The organism is Methylotenera sp., assembly GCF_029946165.1.
Taxonomy (GTDB): Bacteria; Pseudomonadota; Gammaproteobacteria; order Burkholderiales; family Methylophilaceae; genus Methylotenera.
In genome coordinates this window covers 107,061-122,790 of sequence record NZ_JAQSDZ010000022.1, presented here as the reverse complement: position 1 = coordinate 122,790, position 15,730 = coordinate 107,061, and the positions used below count along the sequence as shown (strand labels likewise).

Here is a 15,730-nt window from a genome sequence, read left to right as displayed (position 1 = left end):
GCATCTTGAGAAATCTTAAAAATATGAGAAATATGAAAAATACTATTGCAAAGAAAATTGATATATTCGGCATTACGATTAATCCGCTCACGATGGATGAAGCTGTGGATTTGGTCAGTACATGGGTAAAATTTGCAGAGAGTAATTGTAAATTTATAGTGACGCCAAATGTAAACTGCGTGGTGCAGTTAAGTAAAAACCAAGCTTACCGAGATGCCTTTGAAAATGCTTCAATGGTCGTGGCTGATGGTAAACCCGTAGTATGGACTGCAAGGTTAATGGGGGAGGAAATTCCTGGCACGGTCACTGGGAGTGATTTAGTACCTGCGATTTTTCAACATTTCCATGAGTGTGCGGATGCTGAGTTAAAAGTCTTTCTACTAGGTGCGATGCCAGGCGTGGCCGAAGTTGCCGCAAAAAACATTGAACAAACATATCAACATGTAAAAGTAACAGGCTTGTATAGCCCGCCATTTGGTTTTGAAAAAGATACAGTTGAGTGTGAGCGAATTCGTCAGTTAATTAGTGATTCTGGGGCAGATTTTTTGCTGATAGGTCTTGGCGCGCCAAAGCAAGCAACGTGGGTTAATCAGTATGCCAAGCAATTGCCAGTAAAGGTCGCAATATGCGCAGGTGCAACTATAGACTTTTTAGCTGGTAATAAGCCTCGCGCACCAGTATGGATGAGTAAGATGGGCATTGAATGGTTTTACCGCATGGTGACTGAACCTAGACGATTAGGAAAGCGCTATGCAAGCGATGCCTTAGTATTTCCGCGCTTGGTTTGGAAAGAGTGGAAGATCCGTCATTAACTTAAATTGCAGCTAGCTTAACTTAACTTAACTTCACTAAGTGAGGTTACGGCATTAATTTGCAGCAGTTTTGTTTGAGTTTGCTCTATATCAGTGATAGCTCGGTCTATGCTATTGCTGATAAATAAATTCAAATTCCCTACGTTGGCCGCTATTGCAGCTTCTAAATCAGAGATATTATCGCCAACCATCACTGAGGCCTGCATATCAATATTAAATGCGGCTTGCGCTTTTAAAAACATGCCGGGCGCAGGCTTTCTGCAATCGCACTCAATATGATATTGGCCCAAACCGTGCACTGGGTGGTGTGGGCAAAAGTAGATTTCATCAATATGGGCTTCGTTACGGTTGAACTCACTTTTCATCCATGCACTGAAATCTAAAAATTGTGCTTCAGTATAATAACCACGTGCAATACCCGCTTGGTTAGTCACAACAATCACTTTATAACCTAGTGAGTTTGCACGTTTTACTAAGTCGAATATACCTTCTACGAATTCGCAATCTGCGGCTTGATGTACGTAACCTGTATCTATGTTGATAACGCCATCTCTATCTAGAAATAGCGCGGGTGTGAGTGTCATGAATAATTAACTTGTTTATTGAAGGTTATTTTTTTAACACCATATTGGGTACTTTTACTTGGGCTAGCGCATAGTCTTCAGGGATTCCAATATCAATAAAATCAGTCACTTCACTATAGGCAATTAAGTTTAAGCTGTTGAGGTGTTTCATTAAAATGTCAGTTTCAAATGAAAATTTTTGTGGCAGATTAAAATCATTAAATAATGATTTATTTAGCAAGTAAATACCAGCATTAATTAAGCCTGCCCCTGTTTTGCCTTTTTCAGCAAAGCCAGTAATCTGGCTGCCATCGATAATAACTGTGCCATAACGACCTGCATCTGCAACTTTAGCGATGGCTAAAAATAGTTTAGAGCTGTAATTCTTGGCAAATTTTATAAAGTTATTTAAATCTATCATGGCTAGTGTGTCGCCATTTAAAACTAAAATATCTTGCTCAGGAATCTGTTGGCAAGCATTCAGAATCGCACCACCAGTGCCAAGCGGTTCAGTTTCCACAATATAGTGGAGATTGATTTGATTGAATTTTTCGCCAAAGTAACTTCGAATATGTTCATGCATATAGCCCACTGATAGGTAGACGTCTTGTGCACCTTGGTTTTCAAGTTGCTTTAATAACCACCATAAAAAGGGTTTGCCATTCACATCAGCCAGAGGTTTTGGTAGGTCTGGCACAACACTTTTAAGACGCGTACCGAAGCCGCCTGCAAGGATTAGAACTGGATACATCATGTTGGTGCGTATTGTTCGCGAGGGAATATTTTAAGCTCTACCAAGCCACAAATGATATGGCCTAAAAGCAAATGACCTTCTTGTACTTTTGGGGTTTCAGTAGACGGGATCTCTATGGAGAAATCGACGAGGTCTGGTCTGCTCCAGCCGTTTTGACCCGTAAAACCAATGACTTTTAAACCTAGTTGTTTTGCAGTTTCCATTGCGGCGATAATGTTGGCTGATTTACCTGAGGTTGAGTATGCCCAGAAAATATCCCCAGGAATACTGACTGCTTGAATTTGCCTAGAAAATAGTTTTTCGTAGCCATAATCATTGCCAATCGCCGTTAAGATTGAAGTGTCTACCGTGAGCGCAAATGCGGCCAAACCAGGTCTGTCGTAATTAAAGCGGCTGACAAACTCACCTGCAATATGCTGCGCATCGGCCGCACTGCCGCCATTACCAGCCAGCAAAACCTTATTTTTATTGCCAAGGGCTTTGCAAATTTCAGTCACACAAACTTCAACTTGAGAAAGTAGTTTCTCATTGCTCAGAATGCTAGAAAATGTACTGATTGATTTCTCTATTTCTTGATTGATGAAAGATCTCATGCTTTTCTCCATGATTGTGTACCTGTATCTGTAAAGTTACAGGTTGATACTTGGCCGTTAAATTTAGAAAGTGCGCGCATTACATAGGGGCGCTGCGCTGGATCAACAAAAAACATGATAAATCCACCGCCGCCTGCGCCAGAAACCTTGCCCGCTTTAGCGCCTGCTAACATAGCAGCATTATAGATTTCTTCTATCATTGGATTAGAAATGCTCGTGGCCATTTTCTTTTTAGATTCCCAGCCATGCTGCATAGACGCTGCAAAAGCATCGAAATCACCTTTTAATATCGCTTCTTTCATGCTGATGGCTTCTGCTTTCATCGCATGTAAAGGTTCTAAATATTTAGCATCACCTGTTTTTACATTGGTCGTTTGCTCATCAACTAATTTAGCAGACTCTCTAGAAACCCCAGTGTAAAACAACACTAACGACGACTCTAACTCCGCCTTAATGTGAGACTTAATCCGAAGCGGGTTAACAATGATGCGATCTTTATAAAATTCCATAAAATTCAGACCACCGAAAGTCGCTGCGTATTGGTCTTGTTTACCACCCGTTAAACCTAAGTCATTTCGCTCGATTTGATAGGCAAGCTGCGCAATTTCATACTCGCCTATTGGCAAGGAAAGCAGCTCACAGAATGCTTGTACTAAAGCCACTACCATGGTTGATGATGAGCCTAAACCTGATCCTGGCGGCGCTTCGGAGTGAGTAATAATGCTTAATGCTAGTGGCTGGTTGTTATTAAATTCTTTAATGATGCGGTTATACACACCAACGTGTAAATCCACGCCAGAAACACGCTCGAGTTTCGGCGACATTTTGCCAATCCAACGATCGTTATTATCTGCAGCAATTAGTTCTACTTGATCATCTTGACGACGAATGATGGTTGCGTAAGCATATTTATCTATCGTAACGTTAAGGACTAAGCCACCAAACTCATCTGAGTAAGGGGATACATCCGTGCCTCCTCCTGCTAAACCTAGTCTTAATGGGGCTCTAGCTCTTATCGTAGAATTATCGTTGTTCATATGACCATATTTAATGTTTGTTGATGAGGTTAAATCTTAGGCATACTTAAATTTCATGAGATTGCTGTGAATATTAGCCAGCAAAATGCCAATTATAGTAAGTAAAAATTGCGGTTTTTTTACAAAGGTTTGATTAATTGCAGATGTATCTATCATAACGATGAAACTAACTGACGGGTAAAAAATCATCCAAAAATTTAGAATTTACAGATTAATTTTATAGTTTATAATAAATCCGCACTCATTTATAGTCAACATGGCTTATGCAGATGCTTTATTTAAAATACTATTTTTTTAATTTTTAGGTGGTTTGTTATAATGAAAAAAGTTACTAAAGCAGTTTTTCCAGTTGCCGGTTTAGGCACAAGATTTTTACCGGCGACAAAAGCAAATCCAAAGGAAATGTTACCCATTGTTGATAAACCTTTGATTCAATATGCTGTTGAAGAGGCTGTAGCAGCGGGTATTACTGATTTAATTTTTATTACAGGTAGAAATAAACGTTCCATATCAGATCACTTTGATATGGCCTATGAGTTAGAGAATGAGCTTGAGCGCAATGGTAAAACCGAATTGCTCAAAATTGTACAGAATATTGTACCTAAAAGTGTTAACTGTATTTATATTCGCCAAACGCAGGCTTTAGGTTTAGGCCATGCTGTACGTTTAGCTAAGCCTGTGGTGAATGATGATGCTTTTGCCGTGATTTTGGCAGATGATTTACTCGATGGTAAAACACCTATCATGAAGCAAATGGTTGAAGCTTATGATTATTACCGCTGCTCGTTGTTAGGCGTGGAAAATGTGCCCGCCGACCAAACCAAGAGTTACGGTATTGTAGCCACATCTCCACTTAATAAAAATATCGAACAGGTTTCAGCTATTATTGAAAAGCCTGAGCCAAAAGATGCACCATCAACATTGGCAGTGGTCGGACGTTATATTCTCACTCCTAGAATTTTCCATCATTTAGATAATGTGAAAGCGGGTGCTGGTGGTGAAATTCAATTAACTGACGGTATTTCAGGGTTGCTGACTGAAGAGCAAATATTAGCCTATCGATTTGATGGTGTTCGCTATGATTGCGGCTCTAAATTTGGTTATTTAGAAGCAACGATTCGTTTAGGACTAAAACATCCTGAAGTTTCTAAAGACTTGCGTGCTTTGTTAGAATCTATTGTGAACGATAAAAAGAAAGCTAGCTAAAGTCTGAGTTTGGCTTTTGTTTAAAAATGTCCGCAGAGATGCGGACATTTTTTTTCGCTACCGATTTTACTTCACTGGCATAAGCCACTGCACTTTAGCCACTGCACTTTTGAAACCCATTTCAACTGCATTGAGCACATCACCAGCTATCATAAATAGCAGTAAATTATTTTCTTGCCAATGCAAGTTACTTTAGTGCAATTATCATTATGCAGCACTATATTGGTGCAAATCAGTTCAAGTTTCCTTATTGATACTTAAGTTGTTAACTATCAACTATATGATTTATATAGTTGTTTTTTTATTTATCTAACTGGCATGCTGATTGCTTATTAATAAACAGCGAGAAAGCGGATAGTGTTTACTAACCGCTGAAGTTTCAAAAAGATGACTAGGGTTCCGGCTTTTGTATTTTAAAAGCGTCTGGACCGAGAGTTGTCGGCCAATTATCATGTGGCTACACGGAGGGATAAAAGCCCGGGAGGAAGCGTTTATATAAATGCCGCCTTCTCGACTTTTTACCAACCTAGGAGTCAGCCATGCATACTACAAGTCTTATCAAACGATTTTCTGCCCGTACTGTATTAACTGCCACTGCATTCACCGCATCTTTACTTTTTACCAATCTATCTAACGCTGCCGCCCCTTTAAAGGTTGGTTACAGCGATTGGCCTGGATGGGTAGCTTGGCAAGTAGCGATTGATAAGGGTTGGTTTAAAGAAGCTGGTGTCGATGTGCAATTTGAGTGGTTCGACTACGTTGCTTCTATGGATGCTTTTGCTGCAGGTAAAATTGACGGCGTGACTGTTACCAATGGTGATGCTTTGGTGACAGGTGCTGGCGGAGCAAAAAATGTCATGATTCTTTTGACAGATTATTCTAATGGCAACGATATGATTGTCGGTAAACAAGGCATTAAAAGCCTCAAGGATTTAAAAGGTAAGAAAATTGGTTTAGAAACTGGTTTTGTTGAACACCTTTTACTGCTCAATGGCTTAGAAAAAGTCGGCATGAAAGAGTCAGATGTCACCATTGTTAACACCAAAACCAACGAAACACCGCAAGCCTTAGCTTCAGGCGATTTGGTTGCTATTGGGGCTTGGCAGCCAAATTCGGGTGAAGCCATGAGTCGTGTGCCAGGTGCTAAGCCAATCTATACCTCGGCTGATGAACCTGGTCTTATCTATGACGTTTTGACGGTAAGCCCAACAAGTTTATCCAGCCGTAAAGCCGATTGGAAAAAAGTGGTAAAAGTTTGGGACAAAGTAGTGATGTACATCAATGATCCTAAAACTCAGCCAGATGCAGTAAAAATCATGGCCGCGCGTGTTGGCATTAAACCAGAAGCCTATTTACCGTTATTAAAAGGTACCAAACTACTTAGCATAGAAGAAGGTAGAAAGGTGTTTGTTAAGGCGCCAGGCTTTAAATCTTTATACGGTTCTTCAAAAATCTCTGATGACTTCAATGTTAAATATGGTGTGTATAAAAAGCCTATGGATATTCAGAAAGCCATTGATCCCTCATTGCTAGCTAAATAGTTTGTCTGCTTAGATTTTTATTATTGATAGTCTAAAGTTAAATAGATTGGTTGCAGAATGAGTCTAGAGTCTTGGTTTGCGGTGCGAAGAGAGTTGTCACCGCGTAGGCAAAAATTATTGGGTTTAGGCTCATTTCTGTTGCCCTTGTTAATTTGGTGTGTAGTCAGTTATGTGCCGTTCGTATGGCATCCAATGGTGATGATAAATAAACCAGGAGATGTGGATTATTTTCAAGTAGACATGCTGGTGGATAAGGCCTCTTTCAAAGAAGAGTCCGCCAACATGCAAGCTGCTGGTAAGGCGATTCCAGAAGGTAAGCCAGCTAACCCGATATATTTACCTGCCCCTCATGAAGTTGCCAGCGCATTGTATACAGGGTTTACCACAGCCCCTGAGCAACGCGATGGTAAATGGCTGCATGAAAGTCTTTGGCATAGTATACAAATCATATTCTGGGGATTTTTTATCTCATCATTGATTGGCGTGCCAATAGGTATTTTATGTGGAACATACAGTGCCGTATCTAGGCTTTTTGAGCCTTTCATAGAGTTTTTTAGATATTTACCTGCACCGGCCTTTGGGGCACTAGCTGTGGCTATTTTAGGGATTTATGACGGGCCGAAAATAGCCATTATTGTGATTGGTACTTTGTTTCAGCAAATTCTGATAATAGCTAATACCACCCGTAAGCTCGATTACTCCTTGCTTGAAGCCGCACTCACGCTAGGCACAAGTAAATGGAAACTGATGATGCATGTGATTATTCCTGGCATTTTGCCCGAGTTGTATCGTGACCAACGTATTTTATTAGGCTGGGCTTGGACATATTTAATTGTGGCGGAACTGATTGGCACATCTTCTGGTATCACTTGGTTTATCACGCAACAGGCACGCTATCAGCATTTTGATAACGTTTATGCGGCAATCATTATCATCGGCGTGATTGGCTTAGGCGGTGATTTGATTTTAGCTTGGCTAGGTAAGCGCTTGTTCCCTTGGGACAGGTCTGCGAATAAAGAGTAAGGGTGCATATGGAAAACAATACAATTCTTCCGAGTTACTTAGAGCAATCCGAAGCTGTTAAAAGTCGCTTTGATAAATTCAAAAAACGCGAAGTTATTTTAGAGGTGAAGCAGTTAGGTAAAGTTTACAAAACTGCCAAAGGTGAGGTTACCGCTTTAAGTAACATTAACTTCAAAACGCATAGGCGTGAATTTGTTTGTGTGATTGGGCCATCTGGCTGTGGTAAATCGACGTTAATTCGTATCTTAGCGGGCTTGGAATCACATTCTTCTGGCGATGTTTTACTCGATGGAAAACCTGTCACTGGCCCGGGGCGTGACCGCGGAATGGTATTCCAAGGCTACACTTTATTTCCGTGGCTAAGTGTTAAGAAAAATGTCATGTTCGGTTTAGAAATGAACAATGCCAGTCGTGATGAAGCCGCAAAAGAAGCTGATATGTGGTTGGAGTTGGTTGGCCTAGAGAAGTTTGCAAATGCTTATCCACATGAGCTTTCTGGTGGTATGAAACAGCGAGTCGCTATTGCCCGTGCGCTAGTGAATCAACCACGTATTTTATTAATGGATGAGCCTTTTGGCGCATTAGATGCGCAATCTCGCGCCAAGATGCAAACACATTTGCTTGAAATTTGGCGCAATGTCGATGTGACGATTTTGTTTATTACACACGATTTAGATGAGGCTATTTTTCTGGCAGACCGAATTCTGGTACTAAAAGCCCACCCAGGCGAAGTGCAAGAGTTAATTGAAGTGCCAGTGCCACGCCCACGTAGCGTTAGAGATTTTACTAGCCCGGAGTTCTTAGCTACCAAGGCGCGGTTGGAGTCGCTTATCCACCCACCTAAAACAGCCGCGGAGAAGGATGCTGAAGATGAAGCCATTACCCAGCGCATGATTCGCTTTGTGAATGTTGCGGATAATGTGGAGTGATGGATAACATGTTTTGGTCTGAACTCACATGGGCAGAGTTGCCTGAAAAAATTGAAGCCGCTAACCAATCCGCTATTTTACCAATTGGCGCCACAGAGCAACATGGGCCGCACATGGGCTGTGGCATGGACTATGTGCTTGCAGACATTTTATGCAGCGCTGTATCAAAATTAACCCATGTGCCAATGTTGCCCACCATGCCTTATGGCTGCTCGATAGGGCATAGTCAGCGCTGGCCTGGTACTTTGGCGATTCAACCGATTACCTTAATTAACCTGATAAAAGATTTAGGGGATTGGGCTTATCACAGCGGAATTCGTCGCTTATTTATTGTGAATACGCATGTGACCAATGCCGCACCTTTGCGCTGTGCTTTGGAAATGTTACGTGCAGAACACGATGACATGATGGTGACGGTGATTAATTCTGCTCATATTAGCGAGCGAGTTAAACAGTTTCATCATGCCGATGGCGACGATTGGCACGCCAATGATGCAGAAACTTCGCTCATGCTCGCCACCGCACCGCATATGGTACGCATCGATTTATTAAGTAATGCAGATGACCCCGACCGTACAGAGGGCTTAGTTTTTTCACACCCTGTCAATCGCACCAGTACAAACGGTGTCACTGGTACCCCTAGTATTTCAACGGTAGAAAAAGGTCAGGAATGGTTTGCTTGGATGGTTGAAGATCTCAGCAAACTCATTCACCAAGGTTTAAACGAAACACCCCCTTTAGCAAATTCTTATTTTTCTAATCACAAGTAATTGAAAAGAGTTATTCATGAAATCAGCAAAAGAAGTTTCAGAAATACAGCAAAAACTGCAAGACCAAGGCGTTAAGTATTGCATAGGCGCTTATGTCGATATTTATGGTATCCCAAAAGCCAAAGTAGTACCTATCGACCATTTGCCACAAATGGCTGCTGGTTCTGAACGTTACACGGGTTATGCCTTAGATGGCTTGGGACAGGCGCCGAGTGATGATGAGCTAAATTCCGTGCCTGATTTAGACCATATTATTCAATTGCCTTGGGAACCTAAAGTTGCTTGGATGCCAGCGGATAATCATTTTCAAGGTCAGCCTTATGCCTTGAATACGCGCGTGGCGCTTAAAAATGTTTTAGCGCAGGCTGCTGAAATGGGCTTTGGCATGAATTTGGGCATTGAGTGCGAAGTTTATTTGTTAAAACAAAATGCTGACGGTAGTTTAAGCGTACCTAACCCAGACGATAAACTGGATAAAGCCTGCTATGACGTACGTGGCTTTATGGATAATTTTGCTTGGTTGGATAAAATGGCTACGGCTATTAATGGCTTGGGCTGGGATTTGTATTCTTTTGACCATGAAGACGCCAATAGCCAATTTGAATTTGATTTCAATTACAGCGACGCATTAACCACGTGCGACAGAATGATTTTCTTTAGATATATGGCGAAACACTACGCTAAAGAAGATGGCTTAGTCGCCACCATGATGCCAAAACCATTTGCGGATAAAACGGGTACAGGCGCGCATTTTAATATGTCGCTTTATGATTTAGAAACTGGCAAAAATTTGTTTGCTTGTGATCCAAAAGATGATCCACGTGGGCTTGGTTTAACTACGCTTGGTTATCAGTTTATCGCGGGCATCTTAAAACATGGCCCAGCTTTGTGTGCTGCATTTGCACCAACAGTGAATAGTTATAAGCGCTTGGTTCGACGTGGCGCTATGAGTTATTTCAGCTGGGCACCCGTGTTTAATTCCTACGGCTCAAATAATCGTACCAACTCTGTGCGTGTGCCAATGGGCGGCGGGCGTTGTGAGTCACGCAACGCCGATGGCGCGGTAAATCCATACCTTGCTGCCACATTAGCTTTAGCCGCGGGTTTGGAAGGTATTCGAGAAGGCTTAGATCCGGGTAAGCCAAACGAAGACAATTTGTATGATATGAATGAAGAGCAACGCCAAGCGCGTGGAATTGGATTTTTGCCGCAAACACTCATCGAAGCGGTTTCTGCATTTGCAGCCGACTCATTGGTGGAAAAAACATTAGGTAAAGAGCTGCGTGATGAATTTATAAAATACAAAACGGAAGAATGGGAAACCTACCATTTAACGGTCAGCCAATGGGAAATCGATCGCTACAGTTACATGTTCTAGGCAGTGATATTCGCTAATTGTAAATACTATTAAGTTGAAAAAATGAGCACATTTAATCCAAATGAAATATTGTGGGAAGAAACCGTACCAGGTGGAAATCACTGGTCTGGTTTAATGCGTAGAGGGTCTGCACTGCGCTTTACCGATTTGCAAGGTGGCGCGAATGTATCGTTGCTGCTTTATAACTTCGAAGAAAAGCTAGAGCGCTACAACATGCCTGATAGCTTAAAAGCCCAGCACACGGCTTTTCTAACAACAGGCAATGTCTGTTATTCCGACATGGGGCGCGTGATGTGCTCATTTATTCGCGACACTGTTGGCTGGCACGACACCATGTGCGGCATCTCAGATGCCAAACTTATCGAACAAAAGTATGGTGTAGCCAATTATCAAACGCATCGTAACGACATGTACCGCAGTGCAAAAGATGGCTTATTAATCGAGCTTGCCAAGCATGGTTTAGGTCAGCGTGATTTGGTCGCTAACATGAATTTATTTAGCAAAGTGAGTGCAAACGATACGGGCGGTTTGGTTTTTAACGCAGACAATAGCCAAGCGGGCGATGTGGTGGATTTGCGCTTTGATATGAACGTATTGGTCGTGTTATCCACCGCGCCACATCCGCTAGATACCGCCGCCATTTACAAACCATCAGATGTTTTACTGACCTCTTGGCATGCAGGCCATGCGCCTGAAAATGATATCTGCCGCAACGCCTGTGAGCAAAATCAGCGTGGATTTATTAACACTGAACGCTTTTACGCTAATTAGGACTTAGATATGTTAACTGAAAGCCAATTTGTAGTTTCGGATGCTGTTGTTAATGAAACCTGCCTTGCAGGTGACCCATGGACTGGCATCGTTAAAAAAGGTCAAACCTTCCGCATTCTGGATTTAGATGGTAACCAAGCGGTTGATACGCTGTTTTACAACGCAAATGATGCGACGGAGCGCTACAGCGCAGTTGATACGATTCAACGCCAAGGGCAGATTTATCTGACCACAGGCTCGGTGCTGTACTCTAGTGAAGGCAATCCTATGCTCACGATTACGGCTGATACCTGCGGTCGCCACGACACCATAGGCGGCGCTTGTTCGGCTGAAAGCAATACCACGCGTTATGCGTTATCTAAACGCCCCATGCATAGTTGCCGCGATAGTTTTATGCATGCCATTACACATTCAGCTTGTGTGATTGAGCGCAATATTACTAAGCGCGACATTACTGCAAACATCAACTTTTTTATGAATGTCCCTGTGACCTCAGATGGCGGCTTAAGCTTTGCGGATGGTATTTCGGCACCCGGTAAATACGTTGAGATGCGTGCAGAGATGGATGTGCTGGTGCTCATCTCAAATTGCCCGCAACTTAACAACCCTTGTAACGCCTACAACCCAACGCCTATTCAATTGTTGGTTTGGAATTAACCCAATAAAGCAACCGTGTCTGGACGACCTGATACGGATTGAAAAAAGCGAGACGGCTCGCAACGCAGTGAGAAAAACAATATGTTTAAAAAAGTCCTAATAGCAAACCGTGGCGAAATCGCCTGTCGCGTGATTCGCACACTTAAGAAAATGGGCATTCAATCTGTTGCAGTGTATTCGCAGCCAGATTCTGGCGCTCGCCATGTGTTAGATGCTGATGAAGCCGTTTGCATAGGCGCTGCTCCTGCGGCACAAAGCTATTTAAATGCCGATAAAATTCTGCAAGTGGCTATAGAAACTGGCGCAGAGGCGATTCATCCTGGTTATGGCTTTCTATCAGAAAATGCAGATTTTGCCCAAAAGTGTGAAGCAAAAGGCATCGCCTTCATCGGCCCAACGCCTCAGCAAATGCGCGACTTTGGCTTAAAACATACGGCACGTGAGTTAGCAGAAAAAAATGGTGTACCTTTGTTGCCCGGCACAGGTTTACTGGCCGATATAGACGAGGCCTACATTAAAGCTGAAAGCATTGGTTACCCCGTGATGCTAAAAAGTACAGCTGGTGGCGGTGGCATTGGTATGCAGTTAATTTGGTCTAAAGACGAATTGCATGCCGCTTTTGAGTCTGTTCAACGACTATCTCGTGCTAACTTTAAAGAAACTGGTATTTATTTAGAAAAGTATGTGCAAGCCGCACGCCATATTGAGGTGCAAATTTTTGGCAATGGTCTTGGTAAAGTCATTGCCTTGGGTGAGCGCGATTGCTCTGTGCAGCGTCGCAATCAAAAAGTGATTGAAGAAACCCCAGCGCCGAATATTTCCGAAGCGGTTAGAAAATCATTATCAGATACGGCAGTTAAGCTGGGCAGGGCGTTAAATTATCGTTCAGCAGGTACGGTTGAGTTTGTTTACGATAACGATTCAGGTCAATTTTACTTTTTAGAAGTGAACACGCGCTTGCAAGTAGAGCATGGCGTAACGGAATTGGTGACAGGTGTAGATTTAGTGGAGTGGATGATACGTATCGCCGCGAGTGAAACTAATGCGCTGGATGCTTATTCACACAATCCCTCAGGACATGCCATTCAAGTCCGCTTGTATGCGGAAGACCCAAATAAAAACTTTCAGCCTTCAAGTGGGGTGTTGACTGAGGTTAAGTTTTCACCCAAAGCACGTAACGACACTTGGGTAGAAACGGGTAGTGATGTTTCACCATTTTACGACCCACTCATTGCCAAAGTATTAGTGCATGCGCCAGACCGCGATAACGCAGTAGCAAAAATGCGCAACGCATTAGATGAAACGGCTTTACATGGTATCGAAACCAATTTGGAGTATCTGCGCCAAGTATTGATGGATAGCGTATTCCCCGCGGGCAAACAAATCACACGCTATTTGAATAGCTTTAGCTACAAACCACACACCATCGACGTGCAAGATGGTGGTGTGATGACGACTATTCAAGATTATCCAGGCCGCACTGGTTATTGGGCAGTTGGTGTGCCGCCTTCAGGGCCTATGGATCATTTAGCCTTTAGGTTGGCAAATAAGTTGGTAAGTAATGCGGAAGGCGTTGCAGCATTAGAAGTGACTTTAATCGGCCCAAAACTTAAATTTAATACCGATGCGGTGATTGCGATTACAGGTGCGCCGATTGAGGCGACATTAGATGGTGAAGCTATTTTAATGTGGCAATCGCATCACATTAAAGCAGGCAGTGTTTTAAAGTTAGGCAAAGTGATTGATGCAGGCTGTCGTACTTATTTGGCTGTGCAAGGTGGCTTTGATGTGCCTAACTATTTAGGCCGTAAATCAACTTTCACATTAGGTCAATTTGGTGGGCATGGTGGCAGAACTTTACGCGTTGGCGATGTTTTACATATTCTACCGCTAGTAACTACTTACATTCCCCAAGTTTTACCGCAAACCCTGCAGCCGAAATACAGTAAGTATTGGGAAATCGGCGTGTTGTATGGCCCACATGGTGCGCCAGACTTCTTTACCGACGATGACATCACAATGTTCTTCTCTACCGATTGGGAAGTGCATTACAACTCCAATACCACTGGCATTCGCTTGATTGGCCCTAAGCCAACATGGGCACGTAAAGATGGTGGCGAAGCGGGTTTGCATCCGTCTAATATCCACGACAATGCTTATGCCATTGGCGCAGTAGATTTTACTGGCGATATGCCCGTGATTTTAGGGCCAGACGGCCCAAGCTTGGGAGGCTTTGTGTGCCCTGCAACCATCATTCAGGCTGAGCTATGGAAAATGGGGCAGCTCAAAGCGAGCGATAAAGTGCGCTTTATAAGAGTGACTCAAGAAGATGCTGCGAGCTATGAGATAGCTCAAAACCGCTCAATAGAGAGTCTGATTGGCGAGCCAGCAGCATTAGCGGTTAATACAAGCATTTCACACAGCCCAATTCTGGCTGAAACTGCCGAAACGGCAGATCAAATTAAAGTCGTTTACCGACAATCTGGTGACAAATATTTGTTGATTGAGTATGGTGAGTTGGTACTGGATTTGAATTTAAGGTTCCGTGTGCATGCGCTCATGCAATGGCTAGAACAACAAGCCATCAAAGGCATTATCGACCTCACGCCGGGTATTCGTTCACTACAAGTGCATTTTGAAAGCTTGGTGCTCCCTGTCAAACAACTGATTCAAATTCTGCAAACAGGCGAATCTGAACTACCCAGTATCGATGAGATGGAAGTACCTACGCGCATCGTACATCTGCCACTTTCTTGGGATGATGTTGCTACCCAGCTAGCCATTGAAAAGTATATGCAGTCTGTGCGTAAAGACGCGCCTTGGTGCGAAATGGTCGATGGACATGCGAGTAATATTGAGTTTATTCGCCGCATTAATGGCTTAGATTCTATTCAACAAGTGAAAGATATTGTCTTTAATGCGAGCTACTTAACGCTCGGTTTAGGTGATGTTTACTTAGGTGCGCCTGTAGCAACGCCAGTGGATCCGCGTCACCGTTTGGTGACGACTAAATACAACCCAGCACGAACTTGGACGCCTGAAAATGCAGTGGGTATTGGTGGTGCTTATATGTGCGTGTATGGCATGGAGGGCCCTGGTGGCTATCAGTTTGTGGGTCGTACGATACAAATGTGGAACAGATGGAACCAGACTAAAGACTTTGTAGATGGTAAACCTTGGTTATTGCGCTTCTTCGATCAAATTCGCTTTTATCCAGTAGCAGCCGATGAGCTTTTACAAATGCGCGAGGATTTTTTGCATGGAAAATTCAAACTCAAGATTGAAGAACAAACTTTCCGACTAAAAGATTACAAGCAGTTTTTAAACGATGAAGCGGCCACCATTAACGCCTTTAAAACCAAACAGCAAAATTCTTTTGATGCAGAACGTGAACGTTGGATTGCGAGTGGACAAGCCAATTACAGCAATGAAGCAGAGTCTACAAGTGCCATTGATGCATTGGAAATCCCAGCAGGTAGCCGTGCAATAGCCTCACATGTTGCAGGTAACTTATGGCAAGTTAAATTGAAAGAAGGAGACTTCGTGCAAGAGGGCGATGAAGTAGCGATTGTAGAATCTATGAAAATGGAAATCGCTGTCACCGCAACGGTTGCAGGCAAGGTGACTAAAATTTTATGCAGTGAAGGTATGTCTGTGTCTGCAGGTCAAAACTTAATTGTGATTGAAGAGGAATAG

The 15,730-nt window shown here is 42.9% G+C and carries 14 protein-coding genes and 1 riboswitch; of the genes, 10 read left to right on the top strand and 4 right to left on the bottom strand.

The annotated features are described in order from the left end of the window. Positions 1 to 32: 32 nt before the first annotated feature. On the top strand, positions 33 to 812 hold the full coding sequence (locus PSV17_RS11860; RefSeq protein WP_300482868.1) for a WecB/TagA/CpsF family glycosyltransferase: 780 nt from the start codon (positions 33 to 35) through the stop codon (positions 810 to 812). A gap of 17 nt (positions 813 to 829) precedes the next feature. Here PSV17_RS11860 and gmhB read toward each other — a convergent pair whose 3' ends face one another. From gmhB to PSV17_RS11840, 4 genes are read right to left on the bottom strand one after another with little or no spacing between them, the layout of a single operon-like run. Continuing rightward, the gene (gene gmhB / locus PSV17_RS11855) at positions 830 to 1,396 is read right to left on the bottom strand and encodes a D-glycero-beta-D-manno-heptose 1,7-bisphosphate 7-phosphatase (protein WP_300482867.1); all 567 of its coding nucleotides are present in this window, start codon (positions 1,394 to 1,396) and stop codon (positions 830 to 832) included. Between the two features lie 25 nt (positions 1,397 to 1,421). Beyond that, the gene (locus PSV17_RS11850; protein ID WP_300482866.1) at positions 1,422 to 2,129 is read right to left on the bottom strand and encodes a nucleotidyltransferase family protein; all 708 of its coding nucleotides are present in this window, start codon (positions 2,127 to 2,129) and stop codon (positions 1,422 to 1,424) included. Beyond that, complete coding sequence (locus tag PSV17_RS11845) at positions 2,126 to 2,722, bottom strand: D-sedoheptulose 7-phosphate isomerase (protein ID WP_300482865.1); 597 nt, start codon at positions 2,720 to 2,722, stop codon at positions 2,126 to 2,128. Before PSV17_RS11845 ends, PSV17_RS11850 begins: the two co-directional genes overlap by 4 nt. Then, on the bottom strand, positions 2,719 to 3,759 hold the full coding sequence (locus PSV17_RS11840; protein ID WP_300482863.1) for a dehydrogenase: 1,041 nt from the start codon (positions 3,757 to 3,759) through the stop codon (positions 2,719 to 2,721). Before PSV17_RS11840 ends, PSV17_RS11845 begins: the two co-directional genes overlap by 4 nt. Before the next feature lie 318 nt (positions 3,760 to 4,077). Here PSV17_RS11840 and galU point away from each other — a divergent pair, with 318 nt between their 5' ends. The 9 genes from galU to uca all read left to right on the top strand — a co-directional run bounded on the left by galU (position 4,078) and on the right by uca (position 15,730). After that, positions 4,078 to 4,965 (top strand): UTP--glucose-1-phosphate uridylyltransferase GalU, encoded by an 888-nt coding sequence (gene galU / locus PSV17_RS11835; protein ID WP_300482861.1) that lies wholly within the window; start codon positions 4,078 to 4,080, stop codon positions 4,963 to 4,965. Positions 4,966 to 5,345: 380 nt separating this feature from the next. Next, positions 5,346 to 5,451: riboswitch (guanidine-I (ykkC/yxkD leader) on the top strand. Positions 5,452 to 5,504: 53 nt separating this feature from the next. After that, positions 5,505 to 6,506 carry an ABC transporter substrate-binding protein gene (locus PSV17_RS11830; protein ID WP_300482860.1) on the top strand — a complete coding sequence of 334 codons (1,002 nt, stop codon included), beginning with the start codon at positions 5,505 to 5,507 and terminating at the stop codon, positions 6,504 to 6,506. A gap of 57 nt (positions 6,507 to 6,563) precedes the next feature. Beyond that, complete coding sequence (locus tag PSV17_RS11825; RefSeq protein WP_300482858.1) at positions 6,564 to 7,529, top strand: ABC transporter permease; 966 nt, start codon at positions 6,564 to 6,566, stop codon at positions 7,527 to 7,529. 8 nt (positions 7,530 to 7,537) lie between these two features. Next, complete coding sequence (locus PSV17_RS11820; protein WP_300482857.1) at positions 7,538 to 8,458, top strand: ABC transporter ATP-binding protein; 921 nt, start codon at positions 7,538 to 7,540, stop codon at positions 8,456 to 8,458. After that, entirely contained in the window at positions 8,458 to 9,228 is a 771-nt protein-coding gene (locus PSV17_RS11815; protein ID WP_300482856.1) for a creatininase family protein, read from the top strand. The genes PSV17_RS11820 and PSV17_RS11815 overlap by 1 nt, the downstream gene beginning before the upstream one ends. A 16-nt stretch (positions 9,229 to 9,244) precedes the next feature. After that, positions 9,245 to 10,606 (top strand): type III glutamate--ammonia ligase, encoded by a 1,362-nt coding sequence (glnT, locus tag PSV17_RS11810; RefSeq protein ID WP_300482855.1) that lies wholly within the window; start codon positions 9,245 to 9,247, stop codon positions 10,604 to 10,606. 42 nt (positions 10,607 to 10,648) lie between these two features. Then, a complete protein-coding gene (locus PSV17_RS11805; RefSeq protein WP_300482853.1) occupies positions 10,649 to 11,377 on the top strand; it encodes an urea amidolyase associated protein UAAP1 in 729 nt (242 codons plus the stop codon). Positions 11,378 to 11,386: 9 nt separating this feature from the next. Next, positions 11,387 to 12,034: an urea amidolyase associated protein UAAP2 gene (locus PSV17_RS11800; protein WP_300482852.1), complete on the top strand. Its 648-nt coding sequence runs from the start codon at positions 11,387 to 11,389 to the stop codon at positions 12,032 to 12,034. 81 nt (positions 12,035 to 12,115) lie between these two features. After that, complete coding sequence (gene uca, locus PSV17_RS11795; RefSeq protein WP_300482851.1) at positions 12,116 to 15,730, top strand: urea carboxylase; 3,615 nt, start codon at positions 12,116 to 12,118, stop codon at positions 15,728 to 15,730.